The 17,300-nt window shown below is 66.6% G+C and carries 16 protein-coding genes and 1 tRNA gene; 11 read left to right on the top strand and 6 right to left on the bottom strand.

All coding sequences use genetic code 11. The features are described 5' to 3' along the window. Positions 1-4: 4 nt before the first annotated feature. From G5C33_RS00810 to ftsE, 3 genes are read right to left on the bottom strand one after another with little or no spacing between them, the layout of a single operon-like run. A complete protein-coding gene (locus G5C33_RS00810) occupies positions 5-538 on the bottom strand; it encodes a YdcF family protein (protein ID WP_165325472.1) in 534 nt (177 codons plus the stop codon). Beyond that, a complete protein-coding gene (locus G5C33_RS00805) occupies positions 535-1,428 on the bottom strand; it encodes a cell division protein FtsX (RefSeq protein ID WP_165325471.1) in 894 nt (297 codons plus the stop codon). The genes G5C33_RS00810 and G5C33_RS00805 overlap by 4 nt, the downstream gene beginning before the upstream one ends. After that, on the bottom strand, positions 1,425-2,129 hold the full coding sequence (gene ftsE / locus G5C33_RS00800; RefSeq protein WP_165328630.1) for a cell division ATP-binding protein FtsE: 705 nt from the start codon (positions 2,127-2,129) through the stop codon (positions 1,425-1,427). The genes G5C33_RS00805 and ftsE overlap by 4 nt, the downstream gene beginning before the upstream one ends. A 174-nt stretch (positions 2,130-2,303) precedes the next feature. On the opposite strand from ftsE, the gene G5C33_RS00795 reads away from it, so the two are divergent. After that, the gene (locus G5C33_RS00795) at positions 2,304-3,026 is read left to right on the top strand and encodes an MJ0042-type zinc finger domain-containing protein (protein WP_165325470.1); all 723 of its coding nucleotides are present in this window, start codon (positions 2,304-2,306) and stop codon (positions 3,024-3,026) included. Here the strand turns inward: G5C33_RS00795 and G5C33_RS00790 are convergent. Further along, entirely contained in the window at positions 2,998-4,356 is a 1,359-nt protein-coding gene (locus tag G5C33_RS00790; protein WP_165328629.1) for an MATE family efflux transporter, read from the bottom strand. The two genes, G5C33_RS00795 and G5C33_RS00790, sit on opposite strands and share 29 nt — an antisense overlap. A gap of 130 nt (positions 4,357-4,486) precedes the next feature. Here G5C33_RS00790 and G5C33_RS00785 point away from each other — a divergent pair. The 8 genes from G5C33_RS00785 (at position 4,487) to ftsH (ending at position 13,855) form a co-directional block, all read left to right on the top strand. Next, positions 4,487-4,573 (top strand) — tRNA-Leu (locus G5C33_RS00785). An 82-nt stretch (positions 4,574-4,655) separates the two neighbouring features. Continuing rightward, positions 4,656-5,687: an NAD(P)H-dependent flavin oxidoreductase gene (locus tag G5C33_RS00780; RefSeq protein ID WP_165325469.1), complete on the top strand. Its 1,032-nt coding sequence runs from the start codon at positions 4,656-4,658 to the stop codon at positions 5,685-5,687. A 72-nt stretch (positions 5,688-5,759) separates the two neighbouring features. Further along, the gene (locus G5C33_RS00775; protein ID WP_165325468.1) at positions 5,760-6,548 is read left to right on the top strand and encodes an energy transducer TonB; all 789 of its coding nucleotides are present in this window, start codon (positions 5,760-5,762) and stop codon (positions 6,546-6,548) included. A gap of 66 nt (positions 6,549-6,614) precedes the next feature. Continuing rightward, positions 6,615-8,891, top strand: a complete 2,277-nt coding sequence (ptsP, locus tag G5C33_RS00770; RefSeq protein ID WP_165325467.1) for a phosphoenolpyruvate--protein phosphotransferase — start codon at positions 6,615-6,617, stop codon at positions 8,889-8,891. A 106-nt stretch (positions 8,892-8,997) separates the two neighbouring features. Next, positions 8,998-9,774, top strand: a complete 777-nt coding sequence (locus G5C33_RS00765; RefSeq protein WP_165325466.1) for a helix-turn-helix domain-containing protein — start codon at positions 8,998-9,000, stop codon at positions 9,772-9,774. 76 nt (positions 9,775-9,850) lie between these two features. Continuing rightward, positions 9,851-10,807: a tetratricopeptide repeat protein gene (locus G5C33_RS00760; protein ID WP_165325465.1), complete on the top strand. Its 957-nt coding sequence runs from the start codon at positions 9,851-9,853 to the stop codon at positions 10,805-10,807. Continuing rightward, positions 10,770-11,816, top strand: a complete 1,047-nt coding sequence (gene tilS, locus G5C33_RS00755; RefSeq protein WP_165325464.1) for a tRNA lysidine(34) synthetase TilS — start codon at positions 10,770-10,772, stop codon at positions 11,814-11,816. The genes G5C33_RS00760 and tilS overlap by 38 nt, the downstream gene beginning before the upstream one ends. Positions 11,817-11,896: 80 nt before the next feature. Beyond that, entirely contained in the window at positions 11,897-13,855 is a 1,959-nt protein-coding gene (gene ftsH / locus G5C33_RS00750; RefSeq protein WP_165325463.1) for an ATP-dependent zinc metalloprotease FtsH, read from the top strand. A gap of 54 nt (positions 13,856-13,909) precedes the next feature. On the opposite strand, the gene G5C33_RS00745 is transcribed toward ftsH, so the two are convergent. Both G5C33_RS00745 and G5C33_RS00740 read right to left on the bottom strand, forming a co-directional pair. Then, positions 13,910-14,131 carry a hypothetical protein gene (locus G5C33_RS00745; RefSeq protein WP_206518607.1) on the bottom strand — a complete coding sequence of 74 codons (222 nt, stop codon included), beginning with the start codon at positions 14,129-14,131 and terminating at the stop codon, positions 13,910-13,912. Then, a complete protein-coding gene (locus G5C33_RS00740; RefSeq protein WP_165325461.1) occupies positions 14,128-15,180 on the bottom strand; it encodes a DUF3667 domain-containing protein in 1,053 nt (350 codons plus the stop codon). The genes G5C33_RS00745 and G5C33_RS00740 overlap by 4 nt, the downstream gene beginning before the upstream one ends. A gap of 92 nt (positions 15,181-15,272) precedes the next feature. Between G5C33_RS00740 and G5C33_RS00735 the strand changes: the two genes are divergently transcribed. Both G5C33_RS00735 and G5C33_RS00730 read left to right on the top strand, forming a co-directional pair. After that, positions 15,273-16,544, top strand: coding sequence for a glutamate-5-semialdehyde dehydrogenase (locus G5C33_RS00735; RefSeq protein WP_165325460.1), 1,272 nt, complete (start codon positions 15,273-15,275; stop codon positions 16,542-16,544). Next, the gene (locus G5C33_RS00730) at positions 16,541-17,221 is read left to right on the top strand and encodes a nicotinate-nucleotide adenylyltransferase (protein ID WP_165328628.1); all 681 of its coding nucleotides are present in this window, start codon (positions 16,541-16,543) and stop codon (positions 17,219-17,221) included. Before G5C33_RS00735 ends, G5C33_RS00730 begins: the two co-directional genes overlap by 4 nt. The last annotated feature ends 79 nt before the right edge of the window (positions 17,222-17,300 follow it).

Raw genomic sequence — 17,300 nt, 5'->3', positions numbered from 1 at the left:
CCGCTCAGTCGAATCTGATGAGCAGCGCGGCGCGGCGGATCAGATATTTGTGATATTCGGCGAACAGCGTGCGAAGCCGCGGCCGCGTGGGTACCGGATCGCCGAGCAGCTCGATGTCGTTGCCCAGCGCATGCGCCAGTTCGAGATGCGCGCGCGGCATGTGCCAGTCGGATGTCACCAGCCGTACCGAGGCATAGCCGTGGCCGCGCACCCATGCCGCGGCCTCGTCGGCGTTGGACCGGGTGTCGACTGCTTCCTGGCCCAGATCGATGCAGCAATCGAACAGTGCGCGATCGGCCTGATATTCGGCGGCGAGCTCGCCCGGGCGGACATCGGGGTCTACGCCGCTGATCAGCATGCGCCGGGCGGCCTTTTCCTCGAGCAGCGCGATGCCGCGATCGATCCGCCCCGGCCCGCCGGTGAGCACCACGATGGCATCGGTGGTGCGCGCTTCGAGCGGCTGGCCGAGCGACATCATGAAGACCGCGAAGCCCAGCACCCAGAAAAGAACGGCCAGCGCCGCGCCGCGCCAGATCACAGGATCCGCCGCAGGGCGCCGAGCACCGCGACGCGGGCGGCAAAGGTCGCCATCAGCGCAAAGAGGATCGGCAGGATCAGCAGCAGGAACCAGTCGCGCTGATGCAGCGCCACGCCGCTGAGCATTTCCGAACCGAGCATGCCGAGCCGCGACTGGAGAAAGGCGACAAGCGCCATCGCCAGCCCGGTGCCGACCAGTCCGCCGAGCAACGTGTCGAACGCGATGCGCCGTTGAAACAGGCGCGCGACCTGCAGATCGGTGGCGCCCAGCATATGGAGCACTTCGATCGTGTCGCGATGCGTGTCGAGCCCCGATCGCGCGACGAGCAGCACCACCGCCGCCGTCGCGCTCGCCATCAGCAGGACGAGCCCGATCGCCAGCCAGCTCAGCGTCGTCATGAACCCGCGGATCGGCGATAGCCATTGCGCGTGGCGATCGACGCGGGCTTCGGCATAGATTTCGCGTGCGGCGCTTTCGACGCGCGAGACCGCCGCGTCGCTCGCGTCGGACAGATCGACATCGATCATCGCGGGCATCGGCAGATCGGGGTCGAGCCCCGCATCGCCGAGCCAGGGGCGGACCAGTTCGGCCAGCCGCTCGCGATCGACCACTTCGACGCGCTTGACCGCGGGAAGCTTGCGGAACGCATCGGCCATCGCGCGGGTGTCGCGGTCGCGCGCAGCTTCGTCGGGCTCGACGATCTGCACCGTCAGACGCCCGGCAAGCTGGCGGTCGAGCGATCCGCGCGCGGCGAACATGCCCAGCCCCAGCGCGCCGGCCAGCACGGTCAGGAACAGCATGATCGCCATGATCCAGCTCATCGCGCGCGTCCGGCGGCTGCGATCGAGCAGGCGGCGTTCGGGCCCGGCTGGATTGATGCTGAACTTCATTCGTTCGACCCCGCCGGATGGCGCAGCGCGCCGGTCGGGTCGTGAATCCGCCCCTTGTCGAGGCGCATCATGTGCGCGGTCGGAATCCGGTTGAGCAGATGGAAGTCATGCGTCGCGACGACCACGGTGGTGCCGAGGCGATTGAGCGAATCGAACAGGTGCAGCAGCCGTTCGGCCATGTCGGGATCGACATTGCCGGTCGGTTCGTCGGCGACCAGGATTTCGGGGCGCCCGATCACGGCGCGCGCGATGGCGACGCGCTGCTGCTCGCCCCCGGAAAGCGTCAGCGGCTTGGCCTTGCCGCGATCGGTAAGCCCCACCCAGGCGAGCATTTCGCGCACCGGCGCTTCGATATCGTTTTCGGGAATCCCCGCGACGCGAAGCGGCAGCGCGATATTGTCATAGCTCGACAGGTGCGGGACGAGCCGGAAATCCTGAAACACCACGCCGATCCGGCGCCGAAAGCCGGGCAGCCGCTTGCGCGGCAGCGTTACCGTATCTTCGCCGAACAAGCGCACGACACCGCGCGTGGGGCGCTGGTTGAGGTATAACAGCTTGAGAAGGCTCGTCTTGCCCGCGCCCGACGCGCCGGTAACGAAATAAAACGCGCCCGACCGCAGCGTGAAGCTGATGTCGGAAAGCGTTTCCGGGCCGGTGCCATAACGCAGTCCGACATTCTCGAATTGCACGATATTGGCCATTTCAGGCGCCCGGCCGCTCCACACTTGCCCGAGCGCCTGCCATCGCACAGCCACCGCCGCCGCGCAACGCAGGCATTTACCCCATATTGTAACACTTGCCTGAACCCGTGGATGGGGGCTAGAATCGTTCCACGGCCACGGGGCGGCGGCCGGAGTGCAAGTAACGGCGGGCCCATGATTCTCGAATGTAGCCAATGTCGCACCCGATATCTGGTGCCGGACAGCGCGATCGGCGCCGAAGGGCGCACTGTGCGCTGCGCAAGCTGCAAGCACAGCTGGTTTCAGGCGCCGCTCGTCGCCGACGCGTCGACTCGCGCCGCGCCGCGTCCCGCCGAGACAGAAACGCCCCGGGCCGATCCCGAAACCCCGCCGCGGCGCACCTCCCGCAAGGAAAGCGCCGGCATGGCGGGCTCCGCCGCGGCTGAACCGGGTTACGATCCCTTTGCCGAGCCCCCGCGCAAGCCGCGCCGCAATCCGGCGAAGCGCTGGACGGCGGCGGCGTTCGTAGCGGGCTTTTCGATGCTTCTGGGTACCGGCGCCATTCTCTATTCGGGCGCACCGGGGATTGCCGCGCAGCTCGGGTTGGCGATGGGCCCGGCCGAAACGCCGCTGCGCTTCACCGACAAGAATGTCGAGCGGCGGACCCTGCCGACGGGCAGCGAATTGTTCGCTGTGTCCGGCAATGTCGTCAATCCGACCGGCGCGCCGCAGCGTGTGCCCGATATCCGCATCGAACTGCGCGACGGCAATGACCGGCCGCTCAAGAGCTGGCGCGTGACGCCCGAGCAGCGTACGCTCGAACCGCAGGCGGCGATTGCGTTCAACAGCGCGCAGGTCGACATGCCCGATACCGCGCGCGTGGTGCAGCTCAGCTTCGTGGGCGAGCTCGCCAACTGATCCAGGCAAACCGGCCGCTGTTGAGCAGCGCCGACGCGACCATGCCCGCGCCCGATGCCTGCGCCAGCGCGGGGGGACCCCATCCGGCATGGACCAGCGTGAGGCCGAGCAGGCCGGTGATGCCGAAAAAGGCAATGGTGCTGTTGATCCCGGCAATCACCTGATCCCCCAGCGAGCGCAGCGCATAGACGAACACCAGCTGCACTCCGTCGAACAGGATGAACGGCGCCCATAGCGCCAATATGGTCGCGGCGATTCGATGCACCGGGTCGATCGCCGGAAAGAGCGAGACCACCGTGCCTCCGAACAGGACCAGGAACAGCGCGAACCCGCCGGTTACGAGCACGGTCAGCCCGGCGGCGATGCCGGTGCGCACCGTCACCGTTTCGCGCCGCCCTTCGCCGATCGCATTGCCCACTCGCACGCCCGCGGCCGATCCGAAGCCGAGCGCGAGCGCGAAGGTGAGGTTGTGCACCGAAAACACGATCTGGAAGGCGTGGGCAGTCGCGGTTCCAAGCTGCGTCGACAGCGCGATCAGGATCGCGAAGCCCAGAATCTCCAGCCCCGAGGCAATTGCCGGGGCAATGCCGAATCGGAACAGGGCGACTGCTCCGCGCAGCGTCTCGCCGGTCGCGATCCGCCGCCATGCCCGGATTCCGCGTTCATGCGCATCGGGCAGATACCAGGCGGCGACCAGCAGCCCGGCCACGCCCGCGATCGCGGACAGTGCCGTGCCCAGCGCGGCACCGACCGCGCCCAGCATCGGCAGGCCGAGATGCCCGCCCGAAAGCGCCCAGGTCAGCAGGCCGTTGAGCGGGAGCATCGCCATGTTGATCGCCATCACCCGGCGCGGATGGCTCAACCCTTCCAGGAAAAAGCTGATCGCGATCAGGGGAAGCTGAAAGGGAAAGGCGATTGCGATCGCCCGGACGACGGCCGCACCGCGCGGTGCGGTTTCGGGCGCGACGCCGATCAGCAGCAGCAACGGATGCGCGAACAGCCAGAGCAGCGCGCCGAATGCCAGCCCCAGTGCGAGGCCGAGCGCCAGCGCCTGGTGATAGACTCGCCCGGTACCGGCAGTATCCCCGGCGCCGTCGGCGCGGGACGCATATACCAGCACGCCGCTCATCGCGCCGATCGCAAGCACCACCAGTACCAGCGTCAGCGCGCGGCTGGCGCCCAGCGCCGCGACTTCTCCCGGCCCGATCAGGCCGAGCAGTGCCACATCGGTGATCTGCATGATGTTCCAGTTCAGACTGGTGATCATCACCGGCCATGCAAGCGCGAGGATTCGGCGCGTCTCGGCAAGGATGGGCGTGGCATGCGGCATGGCGGCGCGGCTTTGCCGGAATCGGCCGCTGCCGGAAAGTGAATTTCCGGGCATTGCCAGCACCCCTTCGCTTTGCTAGGGGCCTGCGCCTGCCAGCCGCCGGAGGCTTTGTCCGGCGGATGTTTCAAGTGCGGTCGTGGCGGAACTGGTAGACGCGCAACGTTGAGGTCGTTGTGGCCGAAAGGCCGTGGAAGTTCGAGTCTTCTCGACCGCACCAATTCAGACAATCGGGCAAGCAATAACATCCGCGGAAGCGGAGGCCCGTTGCCGTGCTCGAATCGCGGCGCTAGTGGCAGAGGATGACCGATCAGAGCTCATCCGGCGCCGAGCGCCTGGCCCGTCGCATGGCGCGCGGCTGCGAATTCCTGGGAACCGACGTCGCGATTCTGGGCGGCGCGATGTCCTGGGTCAGCGAACGCAATCTCGTCGCGGCGATTTCCAATGCCGGGGGATTCGGCGTGATCGCATGCGGCGCGATGACTCCCGAACTGCTCGACGCCGAAATCGCGGGCACCCGGGCGCTCACCGACAAGCCTTTCGGCGTCAATTTGATCACCATGCACCCGCAATTGCAGGAGCTGATCGCGATCTGCGGCAAGCATGGCGTCGGTCATGTCGTACTCGCGGGCGGGCTTCCCCCGGCGGGCAGCCTCGACGCGATCAAGGGCATCGGCGCCAAACTGATCTGCTTCGCCCCCGCGCTCAGCCTCGCCAAGAAGCTGATTCGCTCGGGCGTTGACGCGCTGGTGGTCGAAGGCAATGAAGCGGGCGGCCATATCGGCCCGGTTTCAACGAGCGTGCTGGCGCAGGAAATCCTCCCGGTCGTCGCCGAACAGGTGCCGGTATTCGTGGCGGGCGGCATCGGCCGCGGCGAAGCGATCGCAGGCTATCTCGACATGGGCGCGGCGGGGGTTCAGCTCGGCACGCGTTTCGTGTGTGCGACCGAGAGCATCGCGCATGAGAATTTCAAGCGCGCCTTCATCCGCGCTTCGGCGCGCGATGCGATTGCCAGCGTCCAGATCGATCCGCGGCTGCCGGTGATCCCGGTGCGCGCGCTCAAGAACGCATCGAGCGAGCTGTTCACCGCCAAGCAGCGCGAAGTCGCGCAGTCGCTCGACGAAGGTACCGTCGCGATGGCGGAGGCGCAGCTGGAAATCGAACATTATTGGGCAGGCGCGCTGCGCCGCGCGGTGATCGACGGCGATATCGAGCATGGCAGCGTGATGGCGGGCCAGTCGGTCGGCATGGTGACCAAGGAAGAGCCGGTCGCCGACATCATCGCGACGTTGATGGCCGAAGCGACTGCCGCGCTGGAGAAGCGCGCTGCCTGAACTGCCCTGCTGGAACGAATGGCACGATCGGGGCCATTGCCTTTCCGGCTGTTCCGGGCGTTAATGCCGGCCATGCCGCCCGCGACACGCTATCATTCCGGCCGGATCGACCAGCGGGCGAGTGCCCTGCTGATTTCCCTGGCATTGGTGGTTGCGCTGTTGGTGCTCGGCGCGCAGCCGATGCGGCGGGCCGGGCACGCGATCGAAGCCGTGAAGACAGTGATGTTCGATGTCGCGCCGCCGCCCGCGCCGCCGCCGATCCAGCCGGAAACGCCGCCGCAGCGCCCCCCGGAAACCCGGCCCGCCGCTGCGCCCGAGGGAGCGGCCGGGGGAACCGCGCGGCAACCGCGGCGGATCGCCGCGCCAATGGCGGAGGTCGCGCAGCCCGCCATGCCGGATCGCTCGATCGCGCCTGCCGCCCCGCCCCTGCCGGTCTCAACGCTGCCGGCCGGGTCGCCGCCGGGCTCGCCCACCGGACGCGGGGTTGCGGGAAACGGCAGCGGAACCGCATCGGGCGCGGGAAGCGGGACCGGAAACAGCGGCAACGGCAGCGGTTCGGGCGAGGCGATCGTCCGCGCCGATTGGGTTCGCGGGCCGCCGCGTCCCTCGCAACTCGCCCAATTCTATCCCGGGCGTGCGCGCCGGGCCGGCGTTTCCGGCTGGGGCCTGCTGCGCTGCTATGTGCGCGCGAACAATCATGTGCGGGGGTGCGAATCGGTAGGCGAAACGCCCGAGGGCTCGGGCTTCGGCGATGCCGCGCGCCGCGCAGCCTATCTCTATCGCGTCCGTCCGCCGATGCGCGACGGCAAGGTCGCCGAGGACATTCCCGTTTACATCGCGGTCGGATTCGGCAACCCCTGAGCGCGCGCTAACCATCATTGGTCGCGATTTCTTGGCGGTTGCGCGCGCATCTGGTAGCGCAGTTCCATGCCGATTTCCGCCATCGCCTCCGCTCGCGAGATATTGACGCGTCTTCACGACGTGATGGCGTCGCGGCATACCGCGCAGGCAAAGCTCAATGCGGTGGTCGACATCATCGGCGAAGCGCTCGAAAGCGAAGTCTGCTCGATCTATCTGCTGCGCGAGGGGCTGCTGGAGCTGTTCGCGACGCGCGGGCTTGCGCAGGACGCGGTGCACGTCACCAAATTGGCGATGGGCGAGGGTCTGGTCGGGATCATCGCGGCCAATGTCGAAACGCTGAACCTCGACGAGGCCGCGGCGCATCCCGATTTCGCCTATCGCCCCGAAACGGGCGAGGAACGCTTCCACAGCTTCGCCGGCGTGCCGATCATCCGCAAGGAACAGGCGGTCGGCGTACTCGCCGTCCAGCATGCCGATCCGCGCCGGTACGAAGATGTCGAGATCGAGGCGCTGCAGACCGTCGCGATGGTGCTTTCGGAGCTGATCGCCAATGCCGGGCTGGTCGACAGCACCGGCGCGACGACCGCGCGGCCGCAATCGACCGCGGCGATGCGGATAGGCGGGTTCAAGCTGGTCGATGGCATGGCGGCGGGCGTCGCCGTCTATCACCAGCCGCGCATCTCGATCGAACATACCGTTGCCGAGGATACCGAGGCCGAGCGCCACCGCGTCTATGCCGCGTTCGACAAGATGCGCGAGCAGATCGACCGCATGTCGAATCAGGCCGAGTTCGGCGTCGGCGGCGAGCATGAGGAGGTCCTCGCGACCTACAAGATGTTCGCCTATGACGAAGGCTGGTCGCGGCGTATCAACGAAGCGATCGACAGTGGCCTCACTGCCGAGGCGGCGATCGAGCGCGTCCAGCAGCGCACGCGGATGCGGATGCGCGAGATCGACGATCCGCTGCTGCGCGATCGGATGCACGATCTGGAGGATCTCTCCAATCGCCTGATCCGCATCGTTTCCGGCCAGCTCGGCACTGCCGCGCAATTGGGGTTGCGACAGGATTCGATCCTGATCGCGCGCAATCTCGGGCCCGCCGAACTGCTCGAATATGATCGCCGTCGCCTGAAGGGCGTGGTGCTCGAGGAAGGCTCGCTGACCGCGCATGTCACGATCGTGGCGCGCGCGATGGGCGTGCCCGTGCTCGGTCGCGTTCGCGGCGTGCGCCGCGAAGTTGCTGAAGGCGACCGGTTGCTGCTCGATGTCGGCGAGCAGAGCCTGCACATCCGGCCCAATGCGGCGATGGAAGAAGCGTTCGAGGCCAAGCAGCTGATTACGCAGAAGCGCCGCGCGGCCTTTGCAAAGCTCAAGGCCGAACCGCCGGTGACGCGCGACGGCCAGCGAATCACGCTGATGGTCAATGCCGGGCTGCGCGACGATGTTGCCGCGCTCGACTTGACCGGGGCCGACGGCATCGGCCTGTTTCGCACCGAATTCCAGTTCCTCGTTTCGGCGACCCTGCCGCAGCGCGAGCGCCAGCAGCGGCTGTACAAGGACGTGCTCGATGCCGCCGGCGATCGGCCGGTGACGTTCCGCACCGTCGATGTCGGCGGCGACAAGTCGCTGCCCTATCTCAATCACGACGAGGAAGGCGAGGAAGAGAATCCGGCGATGGGCTGGCGCGCGCTGCGGCTCGCGCTCGATCGCGACGGGTTGATGAAGGCGCAGGCGCGCGCGCTGATCGAGGCGGCCGCGGGCAAGACGCTCAATGTCATGTTCCCGATGGTTTCCGAACCCTGGGAATTCGAGGAAGCGCGCGCGTTGTTCGAAGCCCAGCGCGCCTGGCTCGCCGCGCGCAATCGCAAGCTGCCGGCCGATATCCGCTATGGCGCGATGCTCGAGGTTCCCGCGCTTGCCGAAGTGCTCGACATGCTGCTGCCCAAGCTCGATTTCCTGTCGATCGGCACCAATGATCTGACGCAGTTCCTGTTCGCCGCCGATCGCGCGCATCCCAAGCTGGCGATGCGGTACGACTGGCTGAGCCCGTCGATCCTGCGTTTCGTGCGCCGCGTCGCGCGGCAATGCCATGAGGCGAACGTGCCGGTGGCGGTGTGCGGCGAAATGGGCGGGCGCCCGCTCGAGGCGATGGCGCTGGTCGGGCTTGGCATCGAACGCCTGTCGATCACGCCCGCCGCGGTCGGGCCGGTAAAGGCGATGATCCGATCGCTCGATCGCGCCGCGCTGGCCGAACAGCTTTCGGTGCTGCTGGCCGCGCCGCCCAGCTCGCTTCGCGACTCGCTGATGGCCTGGGCCGGACAAAATGGCGTCGAACTGGTCTGAACCGGGAGACGAAAGGCGCTGTGCGGCGTTGACAGCGCAGGCGGAGTGATCGACACCGCCAAACGGGGCAATACCCGGTCGCACGTTTGAATTCCCGGAGAGCAGCATGGACGGCGAAGCCGCCGACAACCCTTCCCTTTTCCCGACCAGCGTCGGGGAGAAATTGCGTGACGCGCGGCTGGCGCAGGGCCTGCAGCTCACCGATATCGCGGCACGGACGCGGATTCCCCAGCGCCACCTCGAATCGATCGAGGCAAGCGACTATTCGACGATGCCGTCGCCCACCTATGCGCTGGGTTTCGCGAAATCCTATGCGCGCGCGGTCGGCGCCGACGAGGTGGCGATCGCCCGCCAGCTGCGCGGCGAGCTGGGCAGCGTCTATGATCGCGAACCTTCGCCGCCGCCCTATGAAATGGACGATCCCACGCGCACGCCGCCCAGCGGGCTGGTGATCGGCGGGGTGGTGATCGCGCTGTTGCTCGCGGTCGCGGTGGTCATCGTCTATACTACCGGCATCTTCCGCGGCAGTCCGCCGCCCGCGCAGGAGGAGCTGGTCCTGCCCGAAGACGAGAGTCCGGCGCCGATCGCCTCGCCTTCGACGACTCCGATCCCCACCGGCGGCCAGGTGACGCTCACCGCGACCGACACGGTATGGCTGCGCGTGACCGATGGTGAGGGCAATCGCCTGTTCGAAAAGGAAATGGCGGCGGGCGAAAGCTATGACGTGCCGACCGATGCCGATGGTCCGCAGATCAAGACCGGGCGGGCCGATCAGTTGCGCGTGACGATCAACGGATCGGATGCCGGCGTGCTAGGTCCGGGCGAACAGACTGTCGAAATGGGCCTCACGCCCGAGGCGCTGCGTGACCGACCCAATGGTTGACAGGCCTTAAGGCTGGCGACAGGCGCGGCGTGTCAGTTATAGTCGCGGGTGAATCGGCTCCCCGGGGGATGAACAGATGCGTTTGATTTTGGCTGCGGCGATGCTTGCCGCCGTGCTGGGCGGAACCGGAAGCGCGCACGCGCAAAGCGCGCTCGAAAGCCGGGTGGACCGGCTGGAGCGTGAAATGCGCGCGGTGCAGCGCAAGGTGTTTCCCGGCGGCTCGGGCCAGTATTTCGAACCCGAGATCGCGCCGCCCCAGACTGACCCAAGCGTGCCGGGCACGCCGGCATCGAGCCCGGTCGCCGACCTGACCCAGCGCGTCGCGGCGCTCGAAAGCCAGGTCGCGACGCTGACCGGCCAGGTGGAGCAGACGCAATACCGGCTGCGTCAGGCCGAGAGCAATTTCACTGCCTATCGCAACGAAACCGATGCGCGCATCCGCGCGCTGGAGGCGCGTTTCGCTCCGGCGACGGACGCCTCCGCGCCGGTCGCCAACGGCAACGGCACGCTGCAGGCACCTTCGGAAGCCTCTGCGGCGTCGGATCGACCCGCCCGCCCGGCCGAATCGGTGAGCGACGATACGCCCGCAGTAGGATCGCGCGCCGAACAGGTGGCGGCGGTGCCGCGTCCCGAAACCGACGACGCGGCCGAGGATCTCTATATCTACGGCTATCGCCTCTGGCGCGCGGAACTCTATCCCGAAGCGCGCGGCCAGCTTGAAAAGGTGGTGCAGCAATATCCCGAGCATCGTCGCGCCAGCTTCGCGCAGAACCTGCTCGGCCGTTCCTATCTCGACGCGGGCGCGCCGTCGCTCGCGGCAGTCGCCTTCTACGACAATTTCAAGAACAACCCCAATGGCGAACGCGCGCCCGACAGCTTGTTCTATCTCGCCGAGGCGCTGCGTCGGCTGGACAAGCCGGCCAGCGAGATTTGCAAGGTCTATGCTGAGCTCATGTCGCTTTACGGCGACGGGCTTTCGGACCAGATGAAGGCCGATGTCCAGGCCCGACAGTCCCAGCTGCGCTGCCCCTGACGGCGAAATCGCGTCGCCGGACGCGGCGCGCATTGCGCGGTTTCGCGACGATTTCCGTGCGGTGGCCGGACAGGAGCCCGCCCCGGCTGCGCCGCTCGGCCTGGCCGTTTCGGGAGGTCCCGACAGTGTGGCGCTGCTGCTGCTTGCCGCGGCAGCATGGCCGGGAAGCGTCCATGCCGCCACCGTCGACCATCGCCTGCGCCCCGAATCGGCCGACGAGGCGGCGATGGTCGCCGCACTCTGTACCCGGATCGGCGTGCCGCACGCCACGCTGACGCGTGCGGAAAGCGGGGTCTTCGCGGGCAATCAGCAGGAAGCGGCGCGCACGCTGCGCTACACATTGCTGTCGCAATGGGCGGCGGGGACGGGGCTGCTATGGGTCGCGACGGCGCATCAGCGCGACGATATCGCCGAGACGTTCCTGATGCGCGCGCGGCGCGGCGCCGGCGTCGGCGGGCTGGCCGCGATGGTGCCGATGCGCCCGATGCTGGCCGAAGATCCCGCCTCGCCGCTGCTCGTCCGGCCGCTGCTCGGCTGGAGCCGCGCCGAACTTTCCGGGCTGGCCCGTTGTGCCGGGGCGCCGTTCGTCACCGATCGCAGCAATGCCGATCCGCGCTACGATCGCGCGCGCATTCGCCGCCTGATCGACGAAAGCGACGATCTTTCCCCCGGCCGGCTGGCGCTGGCGGCGGGCAATCTGCGCCATGCCGAGGATGGGCTCGAATGGAGCTTCGCCCGCGAATTGCCAGGCCGCGTTTCGGGGACGGGTGCGGACCTCACCGTCGATGCCGGCCAGCTTCCCTATGAACTGCGCCGCCGCCTTGCGCGCTGGGCAATCGACGCGGTGCGAAACGCGGCGGGACTGACGCATCCCTGGGGCGACCAGGGGCTCGACCGATTCGTTTCGGCGCTCGATCGCGGCGACGCGGCGACGCTGGCCGCGATCATGGCGCATCCGGCGGGCGATCGCTGGCGATTTCGAATGGCTCCATCGCGTCGATCACACTGATCGACCCAATGCATCGCCTGTTCCATTGCCATTAACTTCCCCGATCCTATCTATCTTGTCGTGAAAGGTACCGATTCCGCATGAGCGACAACAACGACAAGCAGCCCGACGGCAACAACAATCCCTGGATGAAGAGCCTGCTCATCTGGGTAGGCATTCTCGCTGCGCTTGCCCTGTTCGTGAGCTTCTTCAACGGCGCCAGCAATCAGCAGGCGGCAAACGCCGTTTCTTATTCGACGTTCCTCGATCGCGTCGACGCGGGCGAAGTGAAGGAAGTGAGCATCACGCCGAGCACCGGCGCGATCACCGGCGTCTATACCGACGACGCGACGTTCCGCACCAACAATCCGGGCGATGACCAGCTGGTCCAGCGGCTGCGCGGCAAGGGCGTGACGATCAATGCGCGTGCCGAGGAAACGCCGTCGATCTGGCTCTACATGCTGTATAATTCGCTGCCCTTCCTGCTGTTCGTCGGCATCGCCTTCTTCGTGCTGCGACAGATGCAGAAGAATTCGGGATCGGGCGCGATGGGCTTCGGCAAATCGCGCGCGCGGATGCTGACGCAGAAAGAAGGCAAGGTGACCTTCGACGATGTCGCGGGCATCGACGAAGCGCGCGAGGAATTGCAGGAAATCGTCGAGTTCCTGAAGGACCCGACCAAATTCGCGCGGCTGGGCGGCAAGATCCCCAAGGGCGCGCTGCTGGTCGGCTCGCCGGGTACGGGCAAGACGCTGCTCGCACGTGCGATTGCGGGCGAAGCGGGTGTGCCCTTCTTCACCATTTCGGGCTCGGACTTCGTCGAGATGTTCGTCGGCGTCGGCGCGAGCCGCGTGCGCGACATGTTCGAACAGGCGAAGAAGAATGCGCCGTGCATCCTCTTCATCGACGAAATCGATGCGGTCGGCCGGTCGCGCGGCGCGGGTCTGGGCAACCAGAATGACGAGCGCGAACAGACATTGAACCAGCTGCTGGTCGAAATGGATGGTTTCGAAGCCAATGAAGGCATCATCATCATCGCCGCGACCAACCGTCCCGACGTGCTCGATCCGGCGCTGCTGCGTCCGGGCCGTTTCGATCGCCAGGTGGTCGTGCCCCGCCCCGATATCGAGGGCCGCGTCAAGATCATTCAGGTCCATATGAAGAAGGTGCCGCTGGCGCCGGACGTCGACGCACGCGTCATCGCGCGCGGCACGCCGGGCTTTTCGGGCGCCGATCTGGCGAACCTCGTCAACGAGGCGGCATTGCTGGCGGCGCGGCGCGGCAAGCGGCTCGTCGCGATGAGCGAGTTCGAGGACGCCAAGGACAAGGTGATGATGGGCGCCGAGCGCAAGTCGATGGTGATGACCGAAGACGAGAAGCGCATGACCGCCTATCACGAGGCCGGGCACGCCATCGTCGCGCTGCACGAACCTGCGTCGGATCCGATCCACAAGGCGACGATCATCCCGCGCGGCCGCGCGCTGGGCATGGTGATGCGCCTGCCCGAGCGCGACAGCTACAGCTATCACCGCGACAAGATGTACGCGAACCTCGCCGTTTCGATGGGCGGCCGCATCGCCGAGGAAGTGATCTTCGGCTATGACAAGGTCTCGTCGGGCGCGAGCGGCGACATCCAGTACGCGACCAGCCTGGCGCGCGACATGGTCACGCGCTGGGGCATGTCGGACAAGGTCGGCCCGCTCGAATATGGCGGATCGGACGACAGCTATCTCGGCTATCAGGTGAACCGGCCCTCGCAGATGTCGAACGAGACCGCGCAGCTGATCGATGCCGAGATCAAGCGGCTGGTCGAAGGCGGGCTCGAGCGCGCCAAGCAGATCCTGACCGAGCATAACGACCAGCTCCATTCGCTGGCGCAGGCACTGCTCGAATATGAGACGCTGACCGGCGACGAGATCAAGCGGCTGATCGCGGGCGAGGATATCGGCCGCGACGATCCGGGCGCGAGCGCGCAGCCGGTGGCCGCGGCGGGGACGTCGATCCCCAAGATCCGCAAGCCCAAGGGGCCGTTCGGTAATCCCTCGCCACAGGGCGCCTGAGCCATATTCCAACGAGAAAGGGGCGCTGCAACGCAGGTTGCGGCGCCCCTTTTTCTATTCGCGCGGTTCGACCAGCCTCCTCCAGAACAGGCTCAGCAGAATGATGTGCAGCGCCAGGAGCGCCGCGAAAACCGGCAACAGGGTATCGGCGGTTTGCGGATCGTCGCTTGCGACCAGCATCAATCCCGCCCCGATGCCCAGGGCGGCAAAGATGCAGTGGTAGAGATAGCCCGGCCGCGTCAACCGCAGGCGCGGTGCCGGGCCGCGCAAACTCACCCCACCAGTCCCAGAAACACCAGCACGATCGTGAACAGTATTATCACGATCTGAATGAAGACCAGCAGCAGCAGCGTGCGCGCGAGCGCCGAAAGGCGGCGCAGGCGATAGGCACCCTTGAGATGCTTGTAGATATGCAGCGGCGGAATGATCAGACTGGCGAGCGCGAGCCATCGCATCGGAACACCCAGCCCCGCGACCAGCGTGAGCGCGATGAACAGCATCGACATGAATGCGATCGAATAGGTGATGAACACGGCATGGTCATAGCCGCCATAGCCGCGCTTCCACGCGAACATCAGCCAGACGAAGGGCAGCGATAGCGGGATGAGAAGCCAGGAGAATTTATAGCCGTTCGACTGGAGCTTGTAGAGCATCAGCCCCGGATTCTTGCTCCATTTCTCCAGCCCGTGATCGAGCCGTTCCCACCCGGTGTGGATTTCGTTTTCATGGCCCCCGGTGGGATCGGCGATGACCGCCACGCGCTTGAGCGCCTCTTCCCCTTCATCGGCTTCGACGATCTGCCGCAGCGCGGCCTGGTGTTCGGGCGATCCTGGCGCGGTGCTATCGCGCACCTGGACGGCCTCTGCACGCGAATCCTCGAGCTTTTCGCGCGTTTCGGTGAGGTTGGCGCTCACCTCGCCATTGCCCTTGAGGTCGGTAGGTGGGGAGATTCCGGCGATCTGGAACACCGCGAACATCGTGAACAGCGCGAACAGGAACAGCGCCATCGGCGAGACGAAACGCGCGCGCTCGCCTTCGATATAGCGGCGCGTGAGTTCACCCGGCCGGAAAACGAGCATCGGCAGCGTGCGCCACAGCTTGCCGTCGAAATGGACGACGCCGTGCAGGATTTCGTGCCAGATCTCTCCGATCGAACGATGCACATGCGCGCCCTGCCCGCAGCGGTGGCAATGCGCGCCGATCAGCGCGGTGCCGCAATTGAGGCACATCGATCCTTCTCCGCCCGGTTCGCCCGCATGCGGCTCGACAGCGCGCCCGATCAGCGCGCCGGTGACGATCTCGCCTCCTCCTTCGAATTCCCCCATATGTGTTCGCTAACATCATCGCGCGGCGCTGGCGAGCGCCCGAAACGCAATTTTCGGTTGATTGCGGGAAGATGCTCCCCAGATTGTTGGGCATGACCGATACGATGCTCGAAACCAAGCCCGAGGACCTGATCGCCGAAATGGGCGCGCGTGCGCGCGCCGCCGCCAAGCGGCTGGCGCAGATGACAACCGAGGAAAAGGCTGCCGCTCTGCGCAGCGCCGCAAAGGCGATGCGCGACAGCGAGGCCGAAATCCTCGAAGCCAATGCGCGCGACCTGGAGGAAGCCGAAGGCCGCGGCCTTTCCGGCGCGATGCTCGACAGGCTCAAGCTCGATCCCAAGCGCTTCGCCGGGATGATCGAAGGAGTGGAGGCGATTGCCGGGCTGCCCGATCCCGTCGGCCAGCAGATTGACGAAAGCGAGCGCCCCAACGGCCTCAAGCTCAGCCGCGTGCGTGTGCCGATCGGCGTGATCGGCATCATCTATGAAAGCCGCCCCAATGTGACTGCCGATGCCGGCGCGCTCTGCGCGATGGCAGGCAATGCCGCGATCCTGCGTGGCGGCAGCGAAGCCAAATATTCGAACCGCGCGATTTTGAAGGCGCTGCGCAGCGGCCTCGAAGCCGCTGGCGCGCCCGCTGATGCGGTGCAGCTGGTCCCGACGCAGGACCGCGCGGCCGTGGGCGCGATGCTCACCGCCGACGGCGTGATCGACCTCATCGTCCCGCGCGGCGGCAAGTCGCTTGTCGCGCGTGTGCAGACCGAGGCACGCGTGCCGGTGCTCGCGCATCTCGACGGGATCAACCACACCTATATCGACGGCAAGGCCGACCCGGAAAAGGCGAAGCAACTGGCAGTCAATTCCAAGATGCGTCGCACCGGCGTCTGTGGTGCGACCGAGACGCTGTTGATCGACAAGGCATTCGCCGATCCCAGGCCGGTTCTGGCCGCGCTGGTCGATGCCGGCTGCGAATTGCGCGGCGGCGCCGACGTGCAGGCGCTCGACAGCCATGTCCTGCCGGTGACCGAGGAAGACTGGGATACCGAATATCTCGACGCGATCCTGTCGGTGAAATTCGTCGACGGCATCGACGACGCGATCGCGCATATCGCCGCGCACAGCTCGGGCCATACCGAAGCGATCGTCACCGAGGATGCGGAAGCTGCCGAGAAATTCCTCAACACAGTCGATAGCGCGATCGTGATGTGGAACGCCTCGACTCAGTTCGCCGATGGCGGCGAATTCGGGCTCGGCGCCGAAATCGGCATTTCCACCGGACGCCTCCACGCGCGCGGCCCGGTCGCGCTCGAAGGACTCACCACCTTCAAGTGGCAGGTCCGCGGTACTGGGCAGGCACGCCCCTGACACCGGCCCGCAAGGCGCGCGGCGGCGCGCGGAAAAAGGCGAAGAACGGTGCGCGGCGCATCGGCCTGCTCGGCGGGTCGTTCAATCCCGCGCATGAAGGCCATCGCTATATCTCGCTCCAGGCGATGCGTGCGCTGAAGCTCGACGAGGTGTGGTGGCTCGTCTCGCCGGGCAATCCGCTGAAAGCGGGGGATGACGATATGGCGCCCTTTTCGGCGCGGATGGCGTCGGCGCGCGCGATGGCCAAACATGCGCCGATCCGGCCGACCGGAATCGAGAAGCGCCTCAAGACGCGCTACACCGTCGATACGCTCTCCAAGCTGCCGCGCCTCTATCCCCGCCACCGCTTCATCTGGCTGATGGGATCGGACAATCTGGCGCAATTCCATCGCTGGCGGGGATGGCGCCGTATCGCCCGGCAAGTTCCCATTGCCGTAGTCGCGCGTCCGGGGTATAACAGGGACGCTCACGCAAGTCCTGCGATGAGTTGGCTGCGGCGCTTTGTGCGGCCCGCAGGCCAGGCGAAGAACTGGACGCGTTGGAGATTGCCGGCACTCGTGCTGTTGCGCTTTCGCCCCGACCCAAATTCGGCAACACGCCTTCGGGCTGCCGATCCCGCCTGGCACCGGCGCTATGCGCCGTCCCCGGAACCCGGCACACATCATAGAGAACGCTAGGAGTCCCCTTGGCTACATCGCCTACTGTGCTCAGTTCGTCCGACGCCGATCAAGGCGTCGAGGCGTTGCATCGGCTTGT

The organism is Sphingosinithalassobacter tenebrarum, assembly GCF_011057975.1.
GTDB lineage: Bacteria > Pseudomonadota > Alphaproteobacteria > Sphingomonadales > Sphingomonadaceae > Sphingomonas > Sphingomonas tenebrarum.
Note: the sequence above shows the minus strand (reverse complement) of the source record. Positions and strands in the feature narration are given on the sequence as shown.